Genomic DNA, 20,455 nt, shown 5'->3' on the forward strand with positions numbered 1-20,455 from the left:
AGAGGATGCGGAGCGTTCCGTAGTTTTGTACATTGACAAATGGATTAATACGTCTACTAAGATATATATTTTCTGGCGGAAAATTCATTGCTGATGAAAACTTAACTTGTCCTTGTATGAAAATCACTATCATGGGCTATATTTACATTTGTGCAGACTTTTAGTTAATATTTTCAATACCCCCCCTTTTATCATTTTCATTAAACCAAAGAATGATTCAAAAGTGAAACCACCATTATTCAAATTTAAAACTCTTGTTTTTAGCTAATATTCCTATTTCAATTTCAGCTTCATTCATCAGTGCCTCTGTGCTGTTTGAAAATCTTTCCATTTTACTTTATCTGAAACTATTTGTTAAACATTTTTTACTGAAGTTTCCAATTAAACTTTGTCATTTTATTCGTCAGTTTCTGATCAACAGTTTCAATGCTTAATTCTCCGTTTTCTTTTGTCAAGATTACCATACAGCCTTTTTCTAAAATTCCACTTTCGTTAAATTTCAGCTCCTTTACTTTTATGGATTCTGTGATGCCATTAAAATCTGTTTCCTGTTTAAAAGCTTCTCCTGTATGTCCATAAAAATGATAATGAAAAATTACATTATCCAATATTTCTCTGATTTCAGTCATACCATAACCGCTTTGGCTATCGTCTTTATCGTGGGTAATTAAGATATCAAAAGTGTCTTTTGTTTTTAACAGCTTTTTGATTTCCTTTCTTTCGTAATCCTGAATAAAACGTTTTTCTGATCTTCCTTTTCTGTCTCCGATTCTGCCGATGCCTACAAAATTTAAAACTTCATTTTCTGTTTCTAATTTTTGTTGTAAACCCGATCTGCAGACAAAAACTCTTTCATAAACATCAATTGGAAACAGGCTGTTTTGAGAATTTTCCTTTTCCAGATTATTTAAAAAATCGTGATCTTCATGATTTCCACGAACACAGATCATATTGATATTAAGTTCATCTAAAAATAACTTTATTTTTTGATCTGTTTTAATAAAATCGTCATGAAATCCCAGTTCATCTCTGTCATATTGAGCATGCTTTATCGTTGCCTTGTCCAGATTTTCTATGTTCGGATAAGCTCCCATATCTCCGCATTGCAGGATGAAATCAATTTTGTTGCCTGTTTCTTTTTGGTATAAATCTACCAGTTTGAAAGGCAATAGCATCTTACCGTGTATGTCAGAAAAAATAGCTACTCTCATTATTTATATTTTTTGCATTTAAAAAAATAAAATTAAAGATAATCGAAAACAATTAAGATTAAAACAGATTTAGCTATCCCATAATTCTTTAGAGACAAAAATCCCGAACGTGAAATTCGGGATTTTGTTTATTGCTAAATTTCTAAACCTACCAATTATATTTTGAATACAGTAATGGAAATTATAAATCCAATTACGCCCGCGATTGCCCATGCAATTTTGTGGCTTTTCGGAGCGTCACTCACCCAAACTTTAGGATCTTTTGTTTTATTTTTACTTTCAGTTGTTGTAATATCTCCTCCCGGAAAAACAAACATTGCAATTCCGATTAAAACAAAAACCGGTGCTGCTAGAACAAATTTAAAAACTGATCCTGTTGTTTCCATCATTCCATATCCTAAATATGTGAATATGCCACCACAAAAAATGGCAAGAATCCCAAATAATCTTCCTAATTGCATAGTATAGTTTTTTAGTTAAAAAGATTATTTATAATGAGGTTTTACCACTAAGCTTGTAATTTTACCATTCTCCCAGGTTGTATATACCTTTGCTATGTTTTTGAAAATGTCGGTAGTTTTGAAAATATAAAATTTACCATCTTTGGAAAAATAATTTACTTCTGCTTTCATGCTCATACGGTTTACAGGCAAATCTCCTTCGTTTTTTGTAATAGTCATCACATCTTTACCGTCTTTTACATACGGAGCAAAGGCATTTAATAAATTTATTTCTTTAGAGAAAGAGTCTACTATTTTTTGAGCTTCAGGAGAAATTACATTGCTGGACTTTGTAATTTTAGGATTCATAAGAACGAATTGCTCTTCGGAAGGATTTGTGATCACTACTTTATCTATTGAACTATTATCATCAATTAGAAAAAACTCGTCATCAAAACCGTTGTCTATATCGTGAGAATAATAAGCAAGATTAACGTTGTCATCGCTTTTTACTTCTGCATCTTTGTTGAAAGCTTTAAGGAAAATCATTTCATTTTTAGGATTCTTCACTTCAAAATAAACATATTTTTTACCATTTGGAGCAATAAGTAGGGTAGAATCTTTGTCGTTTCGTAATACTTTGCTTTCTTCTAATTTTAAAATTGTTATTGGGTTTTCATACACTTTAAACTCTTTGCCCATTTCTACGTTTTGATCTTTTTGTCCGCAAGATGTAAGTAGGAATGCAACAGAAAAAAATGATGCTACTAAAATTGATTTACTTTTCATGTTTTTTAATTATTATTTAGGTTATTGTTTTTTTGTTTTTTGCCAAGCGGTATTAAATCCTAATCTTACTTTTTGATGCAACTGTTACTACAAAATGTAAAATTTTATTTAGATCCTGTTCCGTTGATTCGAATAATTTATTGCTTAATGCTTTTTAGAAAAGTCTGCATGTATGTATCTACATCCTGTGCTGTTGCTGTACTTCTTCCAATTTCATTGCACATCATCAAAATAATATCAGGATTTGTAGGATGATTTAGAATAAATATTTTAAACTGACCAACATCCTTATTGTATTTTCCATCTGTAGAATTAAATAAACTTGACTGAAACGAATACCCCTTCATTTTACCAAATTCAACTTTTTGATACAAACTCATTAAATCTAAAGACTTTATCTCTTTGTTTAGATTGTAATTTAGATTTTGGATTCTTTCATCTCTGAAAAAAATACAGATATGATACCAAGGTAATTCATATTTTTTTAAATCATATTCATGATTTTTTTTTACTTTATCATTATTTGACTCATAAGTAGCTGCGTAAATAAAATCTTTTGCCAGTTCATCTACATTCAGACCAGGATGTGAACTTTTTTCAAAAGCAAAAACTTTATAGGCTACCTGATTAGAATACATTTTATAGCCTATTTCTGTATCACTTCTACCTAATTGTCCTGTTTGTGTTACATCTATATCATCTTTTATATTGGTTTTATCTATGATTGCATCAAGGTAAGGAAGATATAGATTTTTTGCTTCCCAAATAGGAACGTTGAAATAGATGGGTTCTAATAATTGAACTTTTTGTCCATATTGCTGATAACCTGTTTCTTCCTTAACCCAAAGTCCGATTTCTACTCTTATGGTTTTTTGCTTTTCCAATCCATTGGCTCCATCCAAAACCCATTGAAGTTTATTTCCTTTAGTGTAAAAATCATTTCCTTCAAAAACACTGAATTTCTTTGTAGCTGGTGTGTTTTTAAGAAAATCTTCCATAGCAGTATAGCCGTCTTTCTGCATACCCCAATGGGTGATATAAGTTTTGGTATTATCTGAAAACTCTACATACAAGTTTGAAAAACCAGAATAAATGGTTACACTTTTTGGTTTTTTGAAGCTGACCTGTAAAGTTGCTAAGTCATTTTTAGAAATTGTTGCGCCAGATTTTACTTCTTTACCATTGATAAATGCCGAAAGTTGTGCTTTACCAAAACTAAAGAAAAGTAATGATAGCAATAATAATAAACGTGTAGTTTTCATGGTTATAATCTAAGAATTCAATTGTTATTAGTTTGTTGTTAAAAATTTCCCAAATATAGGATATATCTTATAAATGAGCAAGTTGAAATAAGCAATAGGTTTTTAAAATAGCAACTTTCTTAATCATACCAGCCTTTCACAATTTTTATACCTTTAATTTTCTTTTTTATTAACGTCTTAAAATCTTTGTTTTTGTACAAAGGACAGTTTTCTAAAGAGATTTTTTCCAGATTTTTCATATCCAGAATATCGTCAGGTAATATTTCTATATCAGAACATTCAAAGCCGATATGTTTAAGATTTTGAAGTTTTGAAATACCTGTAGGAATACTTTGAAATTTTGCATTAGATAAACGAATGTTTTGCAAATTGTGACAATCGTACAAAACCGGATTTAGTTTTTCTAAACTACAAGCAAACATTCTGAAATAAGTCAGACTTGTCAGATTGGAAAAAGAATCGGGGAGTTTGGTCATTTTTGCATAGTCTAAACTTAAAGTGTTAAGACTATTATTTGGTAAAATCGGCTCTGAAATATCCGAAAAATCTATGTGTTCAAAATCCAGTTCGGTTGCCTGATCAAAATGATTAAGCACTTTTCCAAGTGATAGTTTGGTTTCTTCATCTTTTCGGGTGTTGTCGCGGAGCCTTAATTTTTTAATGCTTTTTGGCAAATGAAAAATGGCGTCTGTTATTTTTTGATTGGCACGAATGCGTAATTCCCGAAGGTTGATGAGTTGAGTAAGTGGTGCAGCAATGATGAAAGGAGTGTTATAATCTTCCAATTCAATCTTTTCCAGATTCGTTAAACCTGCAATCGCATCAAAAATATCAAAAGTGCCGTATTTTATTTTAAAAGATCTAAGATTTTTTAATTGCTTGAATGAATTGGGTAATGCTTTAATCTGCAAATGCTCCATTTCCAAATGCTCCAAATTTCCCAACCCTTCCATATTATCTGGCAGAGAATTGATACCTGAACCCTTTATTGTAAGTTCTTTTAAGTTTTTCAATCTAAAAATACTTGATGGAATAATAGCAACGTCATATCCAATATCTAAAGCCAGGGTTTCTAAGGTTTGTAATGCATCAAAATTATCAGACAGTTCTTTTAAGTTCCAACAGCGAATTTTCAAATGTTTTACTGCATTTGCACGAAACAGATTTTCAGGCAGGTAATTCAGATTATATTCACTGATATCGATTTTTTCTTTGTTTAAAAACTCATCTTCATCTACATTATCTTCCAGTTCAATAGCTTTTCTTGCATTGGTATAAATTTCTGCATTTGGAAAAGTTTTGATTAAACGGCGCATGATTGCTGTATCTTTATCTAGATCAGATTCAGCAGTGTTTATTTCTTTGAGGTTTTTGAGATTGAAAAATCCTTCTGAAAGCGTTTTAATATCAGTATAAACAAAATCGACGTTTTCCAGATTCGTCAATTCTGAAATATCCGGTATTGTTTTTAAACCATAATTTTGTTTGAGATTAAGAACACGCAATTTTTTTAATTTCAATATAAAATCAGGAAGTTCTCTCAATTTATTGCAGCTTACATTCAAAACTTCTAAGTTTTCCATTTCGCCAATTTCTACTGGTAACGTTTCCCATTGTTGATGTTTCAAATGCAGTTCTGTAACATTTTTTAAATTGGGAATACCACTTAAAGAATTTGGAATTTGGTGCGAATAATGTGAATCGCGCCACGCATCTACCCGAAGTTTTGCATTCAGATCCAAGATATTTGTAAAGAAAACGGCATCGGCAGGAAATGCCTCGATCACTGCGGCTTTCTTTTCGTTGTTTAATTTCCCCCATTTTTTCGGCAAATGTGCCAAAGATTTGAGTGTTTTCCCACCAATTGCCTGTAAAAGCGATTCATAACGAGTAATAATGTTATTTTCTAAAGCTTTATCAGTTTTTAACTCGGCTAAAGCGGTTGTAATATGAGCTGAATCCCAAGTTTCTATGAGACTGATGATGTTTTTCATTAGTTTTATATAAAATAGTCTAAAAATAAATGGAGAAATTATAGGAGAATAATGGTAATGTTTTCTTTTATTCTTACGCTGTTTGTCAAAATTTTAATTAGTTATGTTTTTTTAAGGTGTATTTTCAATAATCTCGCCTAATTTTTGAGCGAAAAAATCGTGATCTTTCATATTAACCATTCTCCATTTTTCTCCATCATATTTTGAAATTAAAATAGAATTTTCTTCGTCAAATTTCAAAGAGTAATAAATAAATCCTTCTATTTTATCGACATTTCCGGTAACTTCAACTTCATATTCTGTATTGTTGAAATTTAAATTGATAATCTCTTTCATTGGGTTTGATAATTTTATTCAACAAAACTCAAAACCTTATTAATAATAATTTCATCCTCTTTTAAGATTTGTTGAATGAATAATAGGAAACATACGTCCAATATACAGACAATGTATTGATGTCATCTTTTATCGCTTGCAACCAGTATATATCATTAAAGTCAAATACATTTTCCGGTTTTTTCTCCAGAATTTCATCAATGTCTTTAGAGATTGAAATGATTTCATCGTAAAGTGCTTCATTTTGCTCTTCAAGAGGGTAGATATCTCCAACCAAGTCATCAATTTCTCCTCCTTCTAAAAACAATAAATCCAGTTCTCTTTCCGGATGCTTTTCGATGAAATCGTCTGTTTCATTTTTAAATTCGGCAATTTTTTGTTTATCAACAGACTCCTGAGTTTCTAGGTAATCTAAAAAATTGTAAAATTTCTTCAGTCCATTTTTAAAATCTCCTGTTATGACAATGGGGAGTTCAAAGTTCCATATTTTAGAGGTAGACATTTGTGTTTCAGAACCCAAAATGATTTTATAGAATAAAGGAATTTCATTGGGACATTCCGATACATCACGGAATTTGGTTAATTCTTTATTAGCACTGTATAAATATGCTCTGTTTGCCATTGGTTATTAGTTTTATTAGTTTTTGTAGAATTTCAAATCTACGTATTGTGAAAATATTTTACAACTAAAGTTGTGTATATTAGCTGAGAATTCACAGATTTATCTAAGATTATTTTACCACTACAATACTTGAGACTTAAGAGAGTTTAAAAAATCAATTAAAAACTGATACTTTTAATTAATTATTTCCGCATCCGGATTTTCCCGAAGTTTTGCAATTCTTTCTCTCCAGTTTTGAAGTTCTTCATCGGTCAGTTTAATCCATTCGGTGACTTCGCCAACAATCTTTAAAGGTTCTGTACTTCGATAAGATCGGGTAGGGTTTCCCGGAAATTTTTTATCGGTTACATTGGGATCATTTTCAAAGATTCCTGTTGGTTCTACGATATAAATCCTTTCATTACCATCACCTTTTGCGAGCGCAGCAGCTAATCCGGCGCCGTTTTGTAATGCCGTAAAATAGATGTGATTCATAATAATCTCGGGATAATAATTCGACTCGAATCCGGCATTAAGCAGATCGCCAATTTGTAGATCAGCTTTTGTACCGTGGTAGAACGGACCTTTATCCAAAATTTGTTCATCTTTTTTGTTTTCCATTACGAAAGGATTTTTGAGGTTTGCAGAACCTGTAAACTTAGGAATTTGTTTTGAAATAGAAAACTACTTTGAAAATTGAGTGGAAGCAGGGATGTTAAAACTAATCTTACGGTTTATGATGATCCATCCAGTTTTTTATTCTTCCAACAAACATTTTAAGATAATTTTCTGTGAAAAATATGTTAGACCAATCAAATCTTTGTGCCTGAACACCAAGATAAAACATAAATATTGAGGCTCCGGCTTCAGGGATTAATTTAATTTCTTGATCAGATAAATTTCTTGTTTTTTGATAGCCGTCTAGAAAGCTTTGAACTTTAAGTTCATATTCTTTTTTGTCTGATTCAATAAAAAATAGCTGTTTACAAAAATAAGCTACATCTAAAATAAGAGCCCCATTTCCACAATTATCAAAATCGAAGATGGTGATCTCATTTTCATTATTTACACTTAGGTTATCATACCAAATATCAAGATGAACGATGCCTTGCTGATCTTCTGACCAATCGACTTCTTTGAAACTGTTTGATATTTGATTTCCGATTTTCTTGAGATATTGCATCTCTTCCAAATCTTCAGAAAAAAAAGAGGTCATCTGATGATAAGCCTGATGTAAAAGAACATCAGAATTATAATGTACTCTATTGATTTTTTTGCCCTCTGTAATAGTGTGAATTTTTGCCATTAAAGAACCAACCGCAAAACAGGATCCAGTGTTCATGAATCGCATTTTTTTGCCTTCTGCAAAAGTAAAAAGTACAGTATAGCGTAAGCCTTCCGGAGCATTGATTTCCTGGATAAAGTTGCCTTCTTCATCCGAAATTGGATATGATACCGCAAGGTCATTATCTTTTAGTAAAAGTAAAAGTTCTAATTCTTCCTGAATTTCAGATTTCGTTCTCCAATGAAGACAGTAAACGCGGGCAACAAATTTAGTTTCATTATCAGAAATAAAATAAGTATGATTAACGCCTGTTCTGAACAATTTACAATCAACATTTTCTCCTAAACTGTATCTTGATTTTATAAATTCAGCTAATGCTGTTGCTGATAATATGGAAGCTATTGCTGGAAAAGTAGACATTTTTTATTTGTATTTTAAGATTGTCAAAAATCTCACTATTCGTTTATTTTTTTACTTCAAAACAGTTCTGTTTTGAAGTAAGTTTCGAAAGATGTTAATTGGTTACAAGCCAGAGCCTGGGAAGAATATTGTTTTGCAATGAAAGAATATTCCTCTAAGTTGCTATAATATAAAATTGTATTGTGCCAATATAAAACAATGTTGCAAGAATACTACTTTAGGTCACAAGAATATTGTTTTATAACGGAATAATATTACTCTACGTTGCTATAAAGCCTGTTTGAACTAATTTTAGATTTAACCGCAAAAGTAACAAAAGACAATCTCAAAGCTATTATTAGATAATCAAAGTTCTCAAAAGAATAAAAAATCAAAGATTTTTAAAGGTTTTTGTGTTCTTTTTTCTTTGTACTCATTAACTTTAAATAGAAATATCTAAATCTTTTGTCTCTTTTGTGGTTAAATAAAAAGTTATCACAAGTTTATAATAGGAAATTATTTTTATCAAGTTAAATTTCTTTATTAATGAGAAAACCTCTGGATTGTAAATACTCATCAATTTCTATTTCAAATGGAAGTTCAAAACCATTATCTAAATCAAATATTCCGGCTGAATTGTCTGATGATTCTAAGAATCCAATCATTTTTGAACGGGTATTTTCTTTAGCGTTTTTCCAGCAGTTTTTAATGAAATCAATTTCCAATCCGTTTTGATTTTCCCAATAATTGGCAAAATCCAAATGATTTTCATCATTGAGATAGGCTGAATAATCGATGTTATTTTCATTCAAAACCGTTTTACACAATTCCTGAACGTCAAAATAGGAGTAGTCTTCCAAAGCATGATCTTTCAAATGCAATTCTGCAATCTGAGTGGTTTTATCCGGAGCGTAATATTCATAATTGGGCAAAGCAAATAAAAATGCCAAAGGATTGGCAGCGTAATAATACACACTGATCACTTCTATCTTTCTATCATCTTCTCTGAATTGATATTGCGAACTCAAAACATTCATTAAAAAATCTATTACTACCTTTTCTCTCGGTAGCAGGAAAGTAGTAATGAAGGCTTCATCAATTTTCGTTTCTATATAACCCATAATTTATTGTTGACTGTAAAATTAATAAAAAACCGTTCTGGAAATTAGAAGGGTTTATAATATTTTGGATAGCGTAGATCTATAATTTCTACTTTATAAGGCTGTTTAAACTAATTTGAAATTTAACCACAAAAGGAACAAAAGACAATCTCAAAGCTATTATTAGATAATCAAAGTTCTCAAAAGAATAAAAAATCAAAGATTTTTAAAGGTTTTTGTATGCTTTTTTCTTTGTACTCATTAACTTTAAATAGAAAATATCTAGATCTTTTGCCTCTTTTGTGGTTAAATAAAAAGTTTTATATTAAAAGTAACGGATTGCAAATCTGCGACAGCGGATACATTTTTATTCGTTTATTTAGCGGAAAGTGCTTCTTCGCTAATATCCGCAACCTGAATGCTTTTAATCGCTGATTTGGTTGAGGATGTTGTACTTCCACCCATGATGTATAATTTATTGTTATATATTTCCGCAGCAGCATGTCTTCTGGGAATCATATTGGATGATAACTTATGTAATTTATTGGTTTCTGTATCAAAATAGGCCAGAAAATTTTGATTGTTATAACCGCCTGCAATAAAGATCTTATTACCGGACACCGCTAATGAATGACCGGATATTGCAGCAGGCATCGTATGTTGTTCAGTCCAAAGATTTTTGTTGAGATCGTACACGTTCACCAGACGGGATGAAGTACCGTTAAAACCACCAATGACATAAAGCTTATCATTCACAATTTTGCCCCTTGCTTCTCTGGCTGTTGGCATATTCGGCAACGGATGCCATGTGTCTGAAGCGATGTCGTAATATTGGAATCTATCAGAAAATACTGTGGTGGCGGCATTGTTTAGCCCACTTCCTCCGAACGTATATATTTTTCCGTTATGGATGGCAGAACCTGCATTTCCTGTGTAGGCATGATTAACAGCTCCCTTCGTTTTCTTATGAGTTTCAAGGTCTATAATTTCAAGATTGCTGTTTCCCCAACCGTTAAAAATATAAATTTTGTTACCGTAAGTCTCCGAATTGGCGAATCTTTTAGGAACCAAAGTAGAATTGATTACACTCCAACGGTTATTTTTAATACTGTATTTCTCAATAATAGTGGCATTACCATCCGTATCTTTATACCCATTGCTCACATAAATGTTATCATCAACAATGGTACTGCTTATCGCTCCTCTTCTCATCGACATATCCGAAAGATGTTTAAAATTTAGGGTTTGTGCATTCGCAAAGAATAAGCCGAAAATTGAAAATAGTAATAATTTTGTTTTCAATGACGTCGAGGTTTGGTTTAATTGATTTTCTGTGTAGAAAAATATGATTTAAATATAGGGAAAAGTCACGGATTATAAATCTGCGATATCGAAGACATTAAAATAATATAATCTATTCAATAACACCATTTCCTGAGATAATTCCTTCTTCCATCGTATCTACAATTTCGGATACTGAGATTGAAAATACTCCGGCAATTCCTTGATCAAATTCTTTTTTCCAGTACTCGTAGCCGTCAATGTTTTTTTGAAGTTTAACTTTTTCGTTTACTAATTCAGTAACACTTTGATCTAATGCCTCCTCAGTAATTGGAATGTGTGTGAATTCCTTTGCAAAACCTTTCTCTACATTAGGGTTTCCCACCTTCAATCCACTAATTGAGATATGAATAACCTTTCCATGTTTTGGATATTCTTCTATTTTTAATATTTTCAAAGTAGAGTTTTCTTCTCCTTTGCGAGTTTTATAATTCCACTCTTGACCGACTTTGTATTTCATGGTTTTTGGGTTTTTGCAATTGGTTAGGAAGAGAGATAAAATTAAGGTTGAAAGAATTTGTTTGGTCATAAGATGAAATTTGTTTTTAACACTGCCTTAAAGTCAGGAGACTTAGAGGAGCGGGGAAATATTTATCAACTTTTAAAAAACTCATTTTTTAAATTCATAACTTAATTTTTTTTTCTTTTGATTATTTTACCTTCTTTATTAGAACGATGATATAAAAAAACACCTATTGAAAACAAAATAAATACAGTTATAATAGAATCTTCAATTCCAATTCCTCCGCCTGTAAACAAAACTGGACCTTCAAATTTGGAATGAATAATTTTGCCCATATCATCTAGTCCTGTAAGGTTTGAACCATAAAAAGGTTGTGCAAAATTCCAACCTAAATGAAAGAAAAAAGGCAGCCATACTCTTTTAGTATATACAAAAAGCATTGACATTGTAAATCCCCAACACAGTGATACAAAAAAGCTAAACAAAGTTGTGTTCGGATTAAAAATATGGTAAGTTTCAATTACCATTATTATTAGAATTGCAATGTTAGTTCCTAACCAGTTTTCTAATTCGCGTAATATTAAAGCTCTTGTAAAAAGATCTTCAATTAGAGCTGCAACAACCAGTGTCATGAATAATTCAAGGGAATAATCATCTGTAAGTATGTTAATAATATGATAATATCCCAACAGATATAATATAAAAATAGATAATGAAATTGCAGAAAATCCAATTACAAATCCACCAAACATTTCTTTAGGTAAGTATTTTATTGAAAGTTCTTTAATTTCTCGTTTTTCATACCAGCGAAATAAAAAATAGTAACTTGAAAGTAACACCAAAAAAGAAACCAGATGGATTAAAGGGTCGGCAATGTTTTTGTCTTCGATTATACTATAAAATAGTGGTTTCGATACAAAATTTTGTATTCCTACAAAAAGAGAAAAGCAAACAGTTATTCCCAAAATTATTTTTGTAATTGGGAAATACAAAATTTTTTTGATTGATTGATTCATGATTGATTTGACGAAAAGAATGGGAAATTGTTACAAGAAAAATAGATTTAAATTTTCTGTTTTTTTTTAAGCTGATCGCTAACTTGTATATATGCGAAACAAACTATCACATATCCATCCAAAATTAAGTAGGTGGGCGAAAGTTTGTTTTGTTTGATGTATTTCAAAGATATTAAATTAAATCATCAAAAATATTTTTTGCTGTACATTCTAATTTCAAAAAAAACCGCTCAGAAAAATCTGAACGGTTTATATATATTTGCCTCGGTCGCCGACCGTTACATCATTCCTGGCATTCCACCTCCCATTGGCATCGCTGGTTCTGCGCTTTTCACTTCAGTGATCACACATTCAGTTGTCAATAGCATTCCAGAAACAGAAGCTGCATTTTCAAGGGCAACTCTTGTTACTTTTGTAGGGTCGATGATACCTGCTTCAAGCATGTTTACATACTCGTCAGTTTTAGCGTTGTAACCGAAGTCTCCGCTGCCTTCAGCAACTTTAGCTACGATTACAGAACCTTCACCTCCTGCGTTAGCAACGATTTGTCTCAATGGTTCTTCGATTGCTCTTTTTACAATTTTGATCCCTGTAGTTTCGTCAGCATTGATCCCTTGAAGATCTTTTAAAGCAGAGATCGCTCTTACAAAAGCAACACCACCACCCGCAACGATACCTTCTTCAACTGCTGCTCTTGTAGCGTGAAGTGCATCATCAACTCTGTCTTTTTTCTCTTTCATTTCAACTTCAGAAGCTGCACCTACGTAAAGTACGGCAACACCACCAGCTAATTTAGCCAATCTCTCCTGTAGTTTTTCTCTGTCGTAGTCAGAAGTAGTCGTTTCCATCTGAGCTTTGATCTGAGCAACTCTTCCTTTGATCTTGCTTTCTTCACCACCACCGTTTACAACTGTTGTGTTGTCTTTGTCGATAGATACTTTCTCAGCAGTTCCCAACATATCAATGGTAATGTTTTCCATTGTGAAACCTTGCTCTTCAGAGATCACTGTTCCTCCTGTAAGGATCGCGATATCTTCTAACATTGCTTTTCTTCTGTCACCAAATCCTGGAGCTTTTACAGCAGCAATTTTAAGAGAACCTCTCAATTTGTTTACCACTAAAGTTGCCAAAGCTTCACCTTCAACTTCTTCAGAAACAATTAATAAAGATTTACCTCCTTGAGCGATCGGCTCAAGAACCGGAAGCAATTCTTTCATTGAAGAGATCTTTTTCTCCACTAAAAGGATGTAAGGATTTTCTAGTTCAACCAACATTTTCTCAGGGTTGGTCACGAAATATGGCGACTGGTAACCTCTGTCGAACTGCATACCTTCTACAACGTCAACTGTTGTATCGATACCTTTAGCTTCTTCTACTGTGATAACTCCTTCTTTACCAACTTTTCCGAAAGCTTCAGCGATCAATGCACCGATTGTTTCGTCGTTGTTAGCAGAAACTGAAGCAACTTGCTTCACCATTTCTGTAGAATCACCAACTGTTTTAGATTGAGATTTTAGGTTTTCAACAACTGCAGTTACTGCTTTGTCGATTCCTCTTTTCAAATCCATTGGGTTTGCACCTGCAGCTACGTTCTTAAGACCTTCTCTTACGATAGCTTGTGCCAAAACAGTAGCGGTAGTAGTACCGTCTCCTGCGATATCATTGGTTTTGGAAGCAACTTCTTTTACCATTTGCGCTCCCATATTTTCTACTCTGTCTTCAAGTTCGATTTCTTTTGCTACAGAAACACCGTCTTTAGTAACGTGAGGTGCACCGAAAGATTTTTCGATTACTACGTTTCTACCTTTTGGTCCTAAAGTTACTTTTACTGCATTAGCCAATGCATCAACCCCTCTTTTTAGAGCGTCTCTTGACTCGATATCGAATTTTATTTCTTTTGCCATGTTGTTTAGATATTAGATGTTAGACGTCAGATGTTAGACGCCAAGCATTATTTTAAATTAGTTTTTGTTCAGTTTAAATCTGAAATCTGATGTCTTTTATCTGGAATCTTATCCGATAATTCCTAATAGATCAGCTTCCTTAACGATTAAGAAATCTTTTCCGTCTAATTTTAATTCAGAACCTGAATATTTTCCATAAAGAACTTTGTCACCTACTTGTACAGTTGTAGGCTCATCTTTTTTACCAGGACCTACTGCTACTACAGTACCTTCTTGAGGTTTCTCTTTTGCGGTGTCTGGAATAATAATACCTGAAGCTGTTTTAGTTTCTGCAGCGATCGGCTCGATCAAAACTCTGTCTGCTAATGGTTTAAAGTTTACTGACATAATATATTTTATTTTTTAATTATTTCTGTGTTGTAATTGTCTAATTGTATGCCAAGAGGAGGTTTTTAAAATTTTGGCAGACTTTTGAGACGGATTGTGAAATTTTGGCAGAAAAAAAGTTCATTGGTTACAATGAACTTTAGTAAGTCTTTATTTACAAGATTGATCATAATCTTGTAATAGCTTCTTGTACATATTTGTATACAGTTCTGTTTTGTATTTCATATTTATTCTTGAGGCTTCTGCTCCTTTTTTTCCTTTAATCTGAGCTTTTCTTTCAATGTCAGATTCTTTTTTGTTTTCTTTAAAAGTTTTGTTAGAAAAATATTCATTCTTTCTGGCTTCATCTACTTTTTTCAGGAACTCGGGGCAGTCTGCCCCCACAATTTCGTAGGCTTTGTAGAACTTTTTGTAAAGTTTCTTCATATTAAACAAATCCACAGGACTCAAAGAGCTGTAATCTACTGGAGCTATTGCAACGGTTTCGTTGGGTTTGCTTATGTAAATCATCACATATATCAATTGGCAGTTATCTTCGTTCCCATTAAATCCTGCTGCATTATTGCTTCCAAAATCAGCCTTACAAACCATACTTCTGTAGCCATAAAGATTAATTTCTCCTTTTTCCATCAAAGGTAACATCAAAACTCTTCCTTCGGATTCCAGTTCTAGATTGTTATCTATTTCTTTAACAATTCGTTTGTCGAGCTGAAATTTTTCCTGAGTATCTTCATTGGTATAAATCAAACTTTTAATATCCGAAACAGGAATAAGCTGTACGGCTGTATCACTTTTTGAAGATTTAAATTTTACCTCTTTTCTATGCAGATTGGCGCTTTTTTCAGAACTTTTACCAATATATGAGAAAGTTGCAACATCAGGAAGCATAAAATCTTGTGCAAATCCGATTTTTGTTGACCCGTCTTCCATAAGAATTTCTATGGGTAAAAAATCTCTTTTTCCAGTATAAAACTGTAAAGATTGCGCAAAATAAAATTGTGCTGATGCGATAAGCAACAGAAGAATATTGAGCTTTTTCATATAAAATGATTAGTTTTTATTTTTAAATATTGAAATCTGAATTTTTAAAAATAGTAAGGTTTAATTTTTCTTTCCTGCAGCCTGCATCGGATTGACCTTTCCATTGGCGCCTCCTCTCACAGTTCCATTTTGTTTTTCCTTGAAAACATGGAATTTTGAAGTTTCAGAAGAACTGCCGTCATTGCTCCAGAAATTGTTTGAAGTATCAATATCTGCAGTTTCTCTCATTGGATCTAGCTGAATTGATTTTAATTTTTTGTCAAAATAAAAGGTCTTCGAAATTTTCTTTTCATTGTGTCTCCAGATTTGAGCCGACGATTTATCTCTTAATTTTGAACCGTCTTCAAAGGTAAATTCAAGAATAACCGGCATTACCAAACCTCCTTTATTTACAAAGTCAATTTGATAAGCATTGATGTTTTTAAGCTTTTCCTGTTCTTTTTTGTCTAAAGCGATATTTCCTTCTGTTTTTAAAGTGTATTCTTTATTGGTATCTACTTTTTCCTGACCACGGTCATAGCGATAATAAAAATCCTGAAGGTCTTTGTCTTTTTCCACTTCAAAATTAATGGTCATATCTTCTCTGTTTCGGATCTTTGAAATATCTTCAAAAGGATTTTGTAGTGGTTCTTCTACTTTATATTTTCCTTCAACAGATTCTGAAATTGTATTAAAATCCGGACTTGCTATGGTTACTTTATCGATCGCAATATCTACAGGATCTGTTCCGTAAAACCAACCTCTCCAGAACCAATCTAAGTCTTCACCGCTTGCATCTTCCATTGTTCTGAAAAAATCTGCAGGTTCAGGATGTTTGAAAGCCCATCTTTTAGAATAAGTTTTAAAAGCTTTGTCGAAAAGCTCTCTTCCCATAATGGTTTCACGAAGAATATTCAATCCTGTCGCAGGTTTTGAATAGGCATTCGGACCAAACTGAATAATATTTTCAGAATTACTCATAATTGGTTCAAGCTGATCTTTCGGAAGCTTCATGTAATCAACAATCGTCCAAGCCGGACCACGTTTTGAAGGGAATTTATTGTCCCATTTTTCTTCCGTTAAATATTCTGTGAAAGTATTTAAACCTTCATCCATCCAGCTCCATTGTCTTTCGTCTGAATTGATGATCATCGGGAAAAAGTTATGCCCCACTTCATGAATAATTACACCAATCATTCCATTTTTAGTGCCTTCAGAATAAGTTCCGTCTTTTTCGGTTCTTCCAAAGTTGAAACAGATCATCGGATATTCCATACCGTTCGAAGCTTCCACAGATTGAGCAACCGGATAAGGATACGGAATTGTAAATTCTGAATACGTTTTAATCGTATGAGCAACAGCTTTTGTTGAATATTTTCTGTACAGACCATAAGCTTCTTTAGGGTAGAAACTCATCGCCATTACTTTATTGTTGTTTTCAGGAATGGTAACGCCCATGGCATCCCAAATAAATTTTCTTGAAGAAGTCCAGGCAAAATCTCTTACATCCTTTGCTTCAAAAAACCAAGTTTTTCTTTGTTTTGAATGATTTTTCTCTGCTTTTTTAGCTTCATCCAAAGTCACAATTTCTACAGGTTCGTTTGAAGTCTGAGACTTTTTATATCTTGATAATTGTTCTGATGAAAGAACTTGTTCGTAATTTTTACACTCCCCGGTTCCACCAATAATATGATCGGCAGGAACGTTCATCGAAACTTTATAATTTCCAAAAACTAAAGCAAATTCACCTCTTCCTGTGAACTGATGATTTTGCCATCCGTGAAAATCACTATAAACGCACATTCTCGGGAACCATTGGGTAATGGTGTACAGATCATTTCCGTCTTCTGCGAAATTTTCGTAACCGCCACGACCACCCATTTTTATTCTGTTCGGAATATTATAATTCCAATCAATTTTAAAAATGAATTTTTCGCCTTTTTTCAAAACTTTAGGCAAATCAATACGCATCATGGTTTTGTTGACGGTATATTTCAACGGATTTCCTGAAATATCAGTTACTTTTTCCAAATTTACGCCAAGACCGTTATCTTTTGCGGGAAGATCAGTCGTCTTTAATTGCTGGTCATTTAAAGATTTTGGAAGGGTAGAAGAGAACTGATAATCAGCTTTATTTAATGTTGACTGTTGGTTTTCATCTAGCTGAAGCCAAATATAATCTAGATCGTCGGGCGAATTATTATGATAAGTAACCGTTTCAGAACCTTTCAGATTTCTTTTATCTTCATCAAGATATGCGGTGATGTCGTAATCTGCCCTGTTTTGCCAATAAGCCTGTCCTGGAGCTCCGGAAGCTGTTCTGTAAACGTTTGGTGTAGGAAGAATGGTTCCCAACTGTTCAAACCTGTTTCCGTGATTGCTTCCCGGATTATTTTGAATATTCTGAGCAAAAGCGCCGGTATAAAATAGAACTGAAAGTGCAGCAACTTTAAATTTCATAGCTAATATTTTTAATTGTTTTCAGGAAAAGCTAACCACCAGTCTTCCATTGATTTTATAATAGGCAAAAAGGCAATCCCTTTTTCTGTTAATTTGTATTCTACTCTCGGAGGAATTTCAGCATAAGCAATTCTCAAAATAAGACCGTCGTTTTCCAATTCCTTTAAAATCGTGGTTAATGTTCCCTGTGCTAAATTATCTAATTCCCGCTTCAGAACTCCGAATCTTTTTGGACACTCATTAGCGATAATTTTTATCAGAGAAATCTTCCATTTTCCATTAATCATCTTCAAAGCGTGTTCTGCGTAGCAATTATTTGCCAGAAAAAGAAAATTTTCTGTACAGCTAACGTTTTCATTATCAGAATTAGTATTAAAATTCATACTGAGTATGTTTTTCTTACCTACTTGACAGCAGGATTTGAGGTTCTTACTTTTGATGCCGTAAAGTTAAAATATTATCAATAAAAATGAGAAATTTTCAAGAGTTTAACAAATGGCTGAGTTTAATTGTCATTTCGATGTCGATTTTTTTATGTGTTTTGGATCTTTTCATTGTTAATATTGCAATACCATCTATTAAAAATTCTATTAACGCAAGTACCTCCGAAACGCAGTTTATAATCGTTTTTTATATTATCGGCTACGGTGCTTTTCTGATTACGGGAAGTAAAATAGGGAACAAATATGGGCATAAGAAAACTTTTATCGTTTCCATGTTCAGCTTTATGTTGTTCTCATTTTTTTGTGGAAGTTCTACTTCTGCAACAGCATTGAATGTAAGTCGGCTTTTCCAGGGGATCTCGGCTTCTTTTATGATTCCACAAGGTGTTGCTTTAATTTCCAATGTTTTTACAATTGAAGAAGAAAGGGTGAAAGCTCTTGGAATTTACGGTGCGATTGCAGGAATAGCCTCGGTCATAGGGCAGGTTTTAGGTGGAATACTCCCTGATCTTCATTTTAGTTTTGATGCATGGCGACTTGTTTTCTTTATCAATATTCCGATTGCGATTTTGGTCATTATTTTAGCGAATAAATATTTGAAAGAAGTTGAGATTAACCGAAAAGAATCTATCCAGATCTTTCCACAAATAATATTGATTATTCTCCTGATTGTTTTGATGTATGAAATTGTAATCGGTGGAGAAGAAGGGTTGAGTACAAGCAATATTCTGTTACTGCTTTCATCTTTAGCAGGTTTGATTATTTTTATTTTAAATCAAAAAAATAAATTTAAAAAGGGAAAAGAAGTTTTGATCAACATGAAACCTTTTTTATATCCGAGTTTTAAAATAGCGCTTTTTGCAGCGGTAACTTATTACTTAGTTCAGGATTCTTATTTTTTCATGAATGCCAATTTTTTTGAAGAACACCATCATTTAAGCTCTACAAAAACAGGATTATTGTTTGCTTGCCAAGGAATCGGTTATGTTTTAGCATCTTTATTATCCGTTAGATTTTTAAATAAATATCAGGAGAAATTTATTGTTTTCGGTTTACTAATTATGATATTAGGACTTATAGGTCATATTTATGCCATCAATACTTCCGTAATCAGCTTACCAATTATTTCTATTGTTTTATTCTTTTATGGAATAGGATGCGGAATCGTTTTGCCATCTATGTTTACCAATGCAATGAGAAAATTACCTGTTTCAATTACTTCCCTTGCAAGCGGAGTTTATTTAACGATACAACAAATCTCTATAGGATTTGGGGTGAGTTTGGTTGGCAGGGTTTATTTTAGTTTTGAAGATGGTTACTTTATGGCAACTTTAGTAATGATCGTTTTACTGTTGGTTACCATAAGTATATTTTTAATTTCAGGTTTTAGATTAAAAAGGAACTCTTTCTAATGTCATTTTTAAAGCCAGTGCAAAAACTCCCGATGATACAAAAAGGATCCAGTCTTTTTTGTTGATCTTGAATAGGTTTAAAAGAATGAAAAGCAAAATTAAAATAGCAAAAACAATAACAATTTGGCCAGCTTCCAAACCAATATTAAAACCTAAAAGCGGAACGGCAATGCTCTGGCTTTTAGCGATCATCACTCTTGCGGTATTGGCAAATCCTAACCCGTGAATCAGCCCGAAAAATAATGCTAAATAATAGTTGGTTTTATTCTGAGTCTGTTTTTTATTTTTCATTACAATATTTCCGGCAGCGGTTAAAACAATCGTCAAAGGAATCAAAAATTCAACCCAATCTGAAGGAAGTCTTACCACATCGAGAATACTTAAAGCCAATGTTATCGAATGTCCGATGGTAAATGCAGTTACCAAGATCAGAATTTTTTTCCATTCTTTGAAGGTGTAAACAGCAATTAAAGCCAAAACAAAAAGCTGATGATCAAGCGCATCTAATGAAATAATGTGTTCCCAACCGAGTTTTAAATAAAATAAAAAGTCTTGCATTATGGTATGAATATTAGGTTTACGAAAATAATGA

General features: G+C 32.6%; 20 protein-coding genes. 1 reads left to right on the forward strand and 19 read right to left on the reverse strand.

Annotated features, from left to right (window positions below; all coding sequences use genetic code 11):
- Positions 1-365: 365 nt before the first annotated feature.
- From BUR17_RS19995 to BUR17_RS20080, 18 genes are all read right to left on the reverse strand, one after another.
- The gene (locus BUR17_RS19995; protein ID WP_074232258.1) at positions 366-1,211 is read right to left on the reverse strand and encodes a metallophosphoesterase family protein; all 846 of its coding nucleotides are present in this window, start codon (positions 1,209-1,211) and stop codon (positions 366-368) included.
- Positions 1,212-1,366: 155 nt separating this feature from the next.
- Positions 1,367-1,672, reverse strand: coding sequence for a hypothetical protein (locus BUR17_RS20000; protein ID WP_074232259.1), 306 nt, complete (start codon positions 1,670-1,672; stop codon positions 1,367-1,369).
- A gap of 24 nt (positions 1,673-1,696) precedes the next feature.
- Positions 1,697-2,440, reverse strand: a complete 744-nt coding sequence (locus tag BUR17_RS20005; RefSeq protein ID WP_074232260.1) for a hypothetical protein — start codon at positions 2,438-2,440, stop codon at positions 1,697-1,699.
- Positions 2,441-2,577: 137 nt separating this feature from the next.
- Positions 2,578-3,702 carry a hypothetical protein gene (locus BUR17_RS20010; RefSeq protein ID WP_074232261.1) on the reverse strand — a complete coding sequence of 375 codons (1,125 nt, stop codon included), beginning with the start codon at positions 3,700-3,702 and terminating at the stop codon, positions 2,578-2,580.
- 119 nt (positions 3,703-3,821) lie between these two features.
- The gene (locus tag BUR17_RS20015; protein ID WP_074232262.1) at positions 3,822-5,696 is read right to left on the reverse strand and encodes a leucine-rich repeat domain-containing protein; all 1,875 of its coding nucleotides are present in this window, start codon (positions 5,694-5,696) and stop codon (positions 3,822-3,824) included.
- A gap of 111 nt (positions 5,697-5,807) precedes the next feature.
- Positions 5,808-6,032: a hypothetical protein gene (locus BUR17_RS20020; RefSeq protein WP_074232263.1), complete on the reverse strand. Its 225-nt coding sequence runs from the start codon at positions 6,030-6,032 to the stop codon at positions 5,808-5,810.
- A 61-nt stretch (positions 6,033-6,093) separates the two neighbouring features.
- Entirely contained in the window at positions 6,094-6,654 is a 561-nt protein-coding gene (locus tag BUR17_RS20025; protein ID WP_074232264.1) for a DUF7822 domain-containing protein, read from the reverse strand.
- Between the two features lie 174 nt (positions 6,655-6,828).
- Positions 6,829-7,254 carry an NAD(+)--rifampin ADP-ribosyltransferase gene (gene arr, locus BUR17_RS20030; protein ID WP_074232265.1) on the reverse strand — a complete coding sequence of 142 codons (426 nt, stop codon included), beginning with the start codon at positions 7,252-7,254 and terminating at the stop codon, positions 6,829-6,831.
- 106 nt (positions 7,255-7,360) lie between these two features.
- On the reverse strand, positions 7,361-8,338 hold the full coding sequence (locus tag BUR17_RS20035) for a phosphotransferase (RefSeq protein ID WP_074232266.1): 978 nt from the start codon (positions 8,336-8,338) through the stop codon (positions 7,361-7,363).
- Between the two features lie 509 nt (positions 8,339-8,847).
- The gene (locus BUR17_RS20040) at positions 8,848-9,438 is read right to left on the reverse strand and encodes a hypothetical protein (protein ID WP_074232267.1); all 591 of its coding nucleotides are present in this window, start codon (positions 9,436-9,438) and stop codon (positions 8,848-8,850) included.
- A gap of 354 nt (positions 9,439-9,792) precedes the next feature.
- Positions 9,793-10,719, reverse strand: coding sequence for a Kelch repeat-containing protein (locus BUR17_RS20045; RefSeq protein ID WP_143747632.1), 927 nt, complete (start codon positions 10,717-10,719; stop codon positions 9,793-9,795).
- A 112-nt stretch (positions 10,720-10,831) separates the two neighbouring features.
- Positions 10,832-11,218, reverse strand: a complete 387-nt coding sequence (locus BUR17_RS20050) for a hypothetical protein (RefSeq protein ID WP_143747633.1) — start codon at positions 11,216-11,218, stop codon at positions 10,832-10,834.
- 170 nt (positions 11,219-11,388) lie between these two features.
- Positions 11,389-12,237 (reverse strand): CPBP family intramembrane glutamic endopeptidase, encoded by an 849-nt coding sequence (locus BUR17_RS20055; protein WP_074232270.1) that lies wholly within the window; start codon positions 12,235-12,237, stop codon positions 11,389-11,391.
- A gap of 278 nt (positions 12,238-12,515) precedes the next feature.
- Positions 12,516-14,141 (reverse strand): chaperonin GroEL, encoded by a 1,626-nt coding sequence (groL, locus tag BUR17_RS20060; RefSeq protein WP_074232271.1) that lies wholly within the window; start codon positions 14,139-14,141, stop codon positions 12,516-12,518.
- Positions 14,142-14,249: 108 nt separating this feature from the next.
- A complete protein-coding gene (locus tag BUR17_RS20065) occupies positions 14,250-14,528 on the reverse strand; it encodes a co-chaperone GroES (protein ID WP_066681821.1) in 279 nt (92 codons plus the stop codon).
- 150 nt (positions 14,529-14,678) lie between these two features.
- Entirely contained in the window at positions 14,679-15,569 is an 891-nt protein-coding gene (locus BUR17_RS20070) for a hypothetical protein (protein ID WP_074232272.1), read from the reverse strand.
- 60 nt (positions 15,570-15,629) lie between these two features.
- Positions 15,630-18,008 (reverse strand): M1 family metallopeptidase, encoded by a 2,379-nt coding sequence (locus tag BUR17_RS20075; RefSeq protein ID WP_074232273.1) that lies wholly within the window; start codon positions 18,006-18,008, stop codon positions 15,630-15,632.
- A gap of 11 nt (positions 18,009-18,019) precedes the next feature.
- A complete protein-coding gene (locus BUR17_RS20080) occupies positions 18,020-18,391 on the reverse strand; it encodes a winged helix-turn-helix transcriptional regulator (protein ID WP_074232274.1) in 372 nt (123 codons plus the stop codon).
- An 86-nt stretch (positions 18,392-18,477) separates the two neighbouring features.
- Between BUR17_RS20080 and BUR17_RS20085 the strand changes: the two genes are divergently transcribed.
- On the forward strand, positions 18,478-19,863 hold the full coding sequence (locus tag BUR17_RS20085; RefSeq protein ID WP_074232275.1) for an MFS transporter: 1,386 nt from the start codon (positions 18,478-18,480) through the stop codon (positions 19,861-19,863).
- On the opposite strand, the gene BUR17_RS20090 is transcribed toward BUR17_RS20085, so the two are convergent.
- Positions 19,843-20,421: a HupE/UreJ family protein gene (locus tag BUR17_RS20090; RefSeq protein ID WP_074232276.1), complete on the reverse strand. Its 579-nt coding sequence runs from the start codon at positions 20,419-20,421 to the stop codon at positions 19,843-19,845. The genes BUR17_RS20085 and BUR17_RS20090 overlap by 21 nt on opposite strands.
- Positions 20,422-20,455: the final 34 nt, after the last annotated feature.

Source organism: Chryseobacterium scophthalmum (assembly GCF_900143185.1).
GTDB classification, from domain to species: Bacteria; Bacteroidota; Bacteroidia; order Flavobacteriales; family Weeksellaceae; genus Chryseobacterium; species Chryseobacterium scophthalmum.

Bases quoted from the DNA above. Each gene is read 5' to 3' on its own strand.
- BUR17_RS20040 (WP_074232267.1), bottom strand. From the start codon at position 9,438: ATGGGTTATATAGAAACGAAAATTGATGAAGCCTTCATTACTACTTTC.
- BUR17_RS20070 (WP_074232272.1), bottom strand. From the start codon at position 15,569: ATGAAAAAGCTCAATATTCTTCTGTTGCTTATCGCATCAGCACAATTT.
- BUR17_RS20085 (WP_074232275.1), top strand. From the start codon at position 18,478: ATGAGAAATTTTCAAGAGTTTAACAAATGGCTGAGTTTAATTGTCATT.
- BUR17_RS19995 (WP_074232258.1), bottom strand. From the start codon at position 1,211: ATGAGAGTAGCTATTTTTTCTGACATACACGGTAAGATGCTATTGCCT.
- BUR17_RS20035 (WP_074232266.1), bottom strand. From the start codon at position 8,338: ATGTCTACTTTTCCAGCAATAGCTTCCATATTATCAGCAACAGCATTA.
- BUR17_RS20090 (WP_074232276.1), bottom strand. From the start codon at position 20,421: ATGCAAGACTTTTTATTTTATTTAAAACTCGGTTGGGAACACATTATT.
- BUR17_RS20020 (WP_074232263.1), bottom strand. From the start codon at position 6,032: ATGAAAGAGATTATCAATTTAAATTTCAACAATACAGAATATGAAGTT.
- BUR17_RS20075 (WP_074232273.1), bottom strand. From the start codon at position 18,008: ATGAAATTTAAAGTTGCTGCACTTTCAGTTCTATTTTATACCGGCGCT.
- BUR17_RS20065 (WP_066681821.1), bottom strand. From the start codon at position 14,528: ATGTCAGTAAACTTTAAACCATTAGCAGACAGAGTTTTGATCGAGCCG.
- BUR17_RS20025 (WP_074232264.1), bottom strand. From the start codon at position 6,654: ATGGCAAACAGAGCATATTTATACAGTGCTAATAAAGAATTAACCAAA.
- BUR17_RS20010 (WP_074232261.1), bottom strand. From the start codon at position 3,702: ATGAAAACTACACGTTTATTATTATTGCTATCATTACTTTTCTTTAGT.
- BUR17_RS20055 (WP_074232270.1), bottom strand. From the start codon at position 12,237: ATGAATCAATCAATCAAAAAAATTTTGTATTTCCCAATTACAAAAATA.
- arr (WP_074232265.1), bottom strand. From the start codon at position 7,254: ATGGAAAACAAAAAAGATGAACAAATTTTGGATAAAGGTCCGTTCTAC.
- BUR17_RS20000 (WP_074232259.1), bottom strand. From the start codon at position 1,672: ATGCAATTAGGAAGATTATTTGGGATTCTTGCCATTTTTTGTGGTGGC.
- BUR17_RS20080 (WP_074232274.1), bottom strand. From the start codon at position 18,391: ATGAATTTTAATACTAATTCTGATAATGAAAACGTTAGCTGTACAGAA.
- BUR17_RS20050 (WP_143747633.1), bottom strand. From the start codon at position 11,218: ATGAAATACAAAGTCGGTCAAGAGTGGAATTATAAAACTCGCAAAGGA.
- BUR17_RS20015 (WP_074232262.1), bottom strand. From the start codon at position 5,696: ATGAAAAACATCATCAGTCTCATAGAAACTTGGGATTCAGCTCATATT.
- groL (WP_074232271.1), bottom strand. From the start codon at position 14,141: ATGGCAAAAGAAATAAAATTCGATATCGAGTCAAGAGACGCTCTAAAA.
- BUR17_RS20005 (WP_074232260.1), bottom strand. From the start codon at position 2,440: ATGAAAAGTAAATCAATTTTAGTAGCATCATTTTTTTCTGTTGCATTC.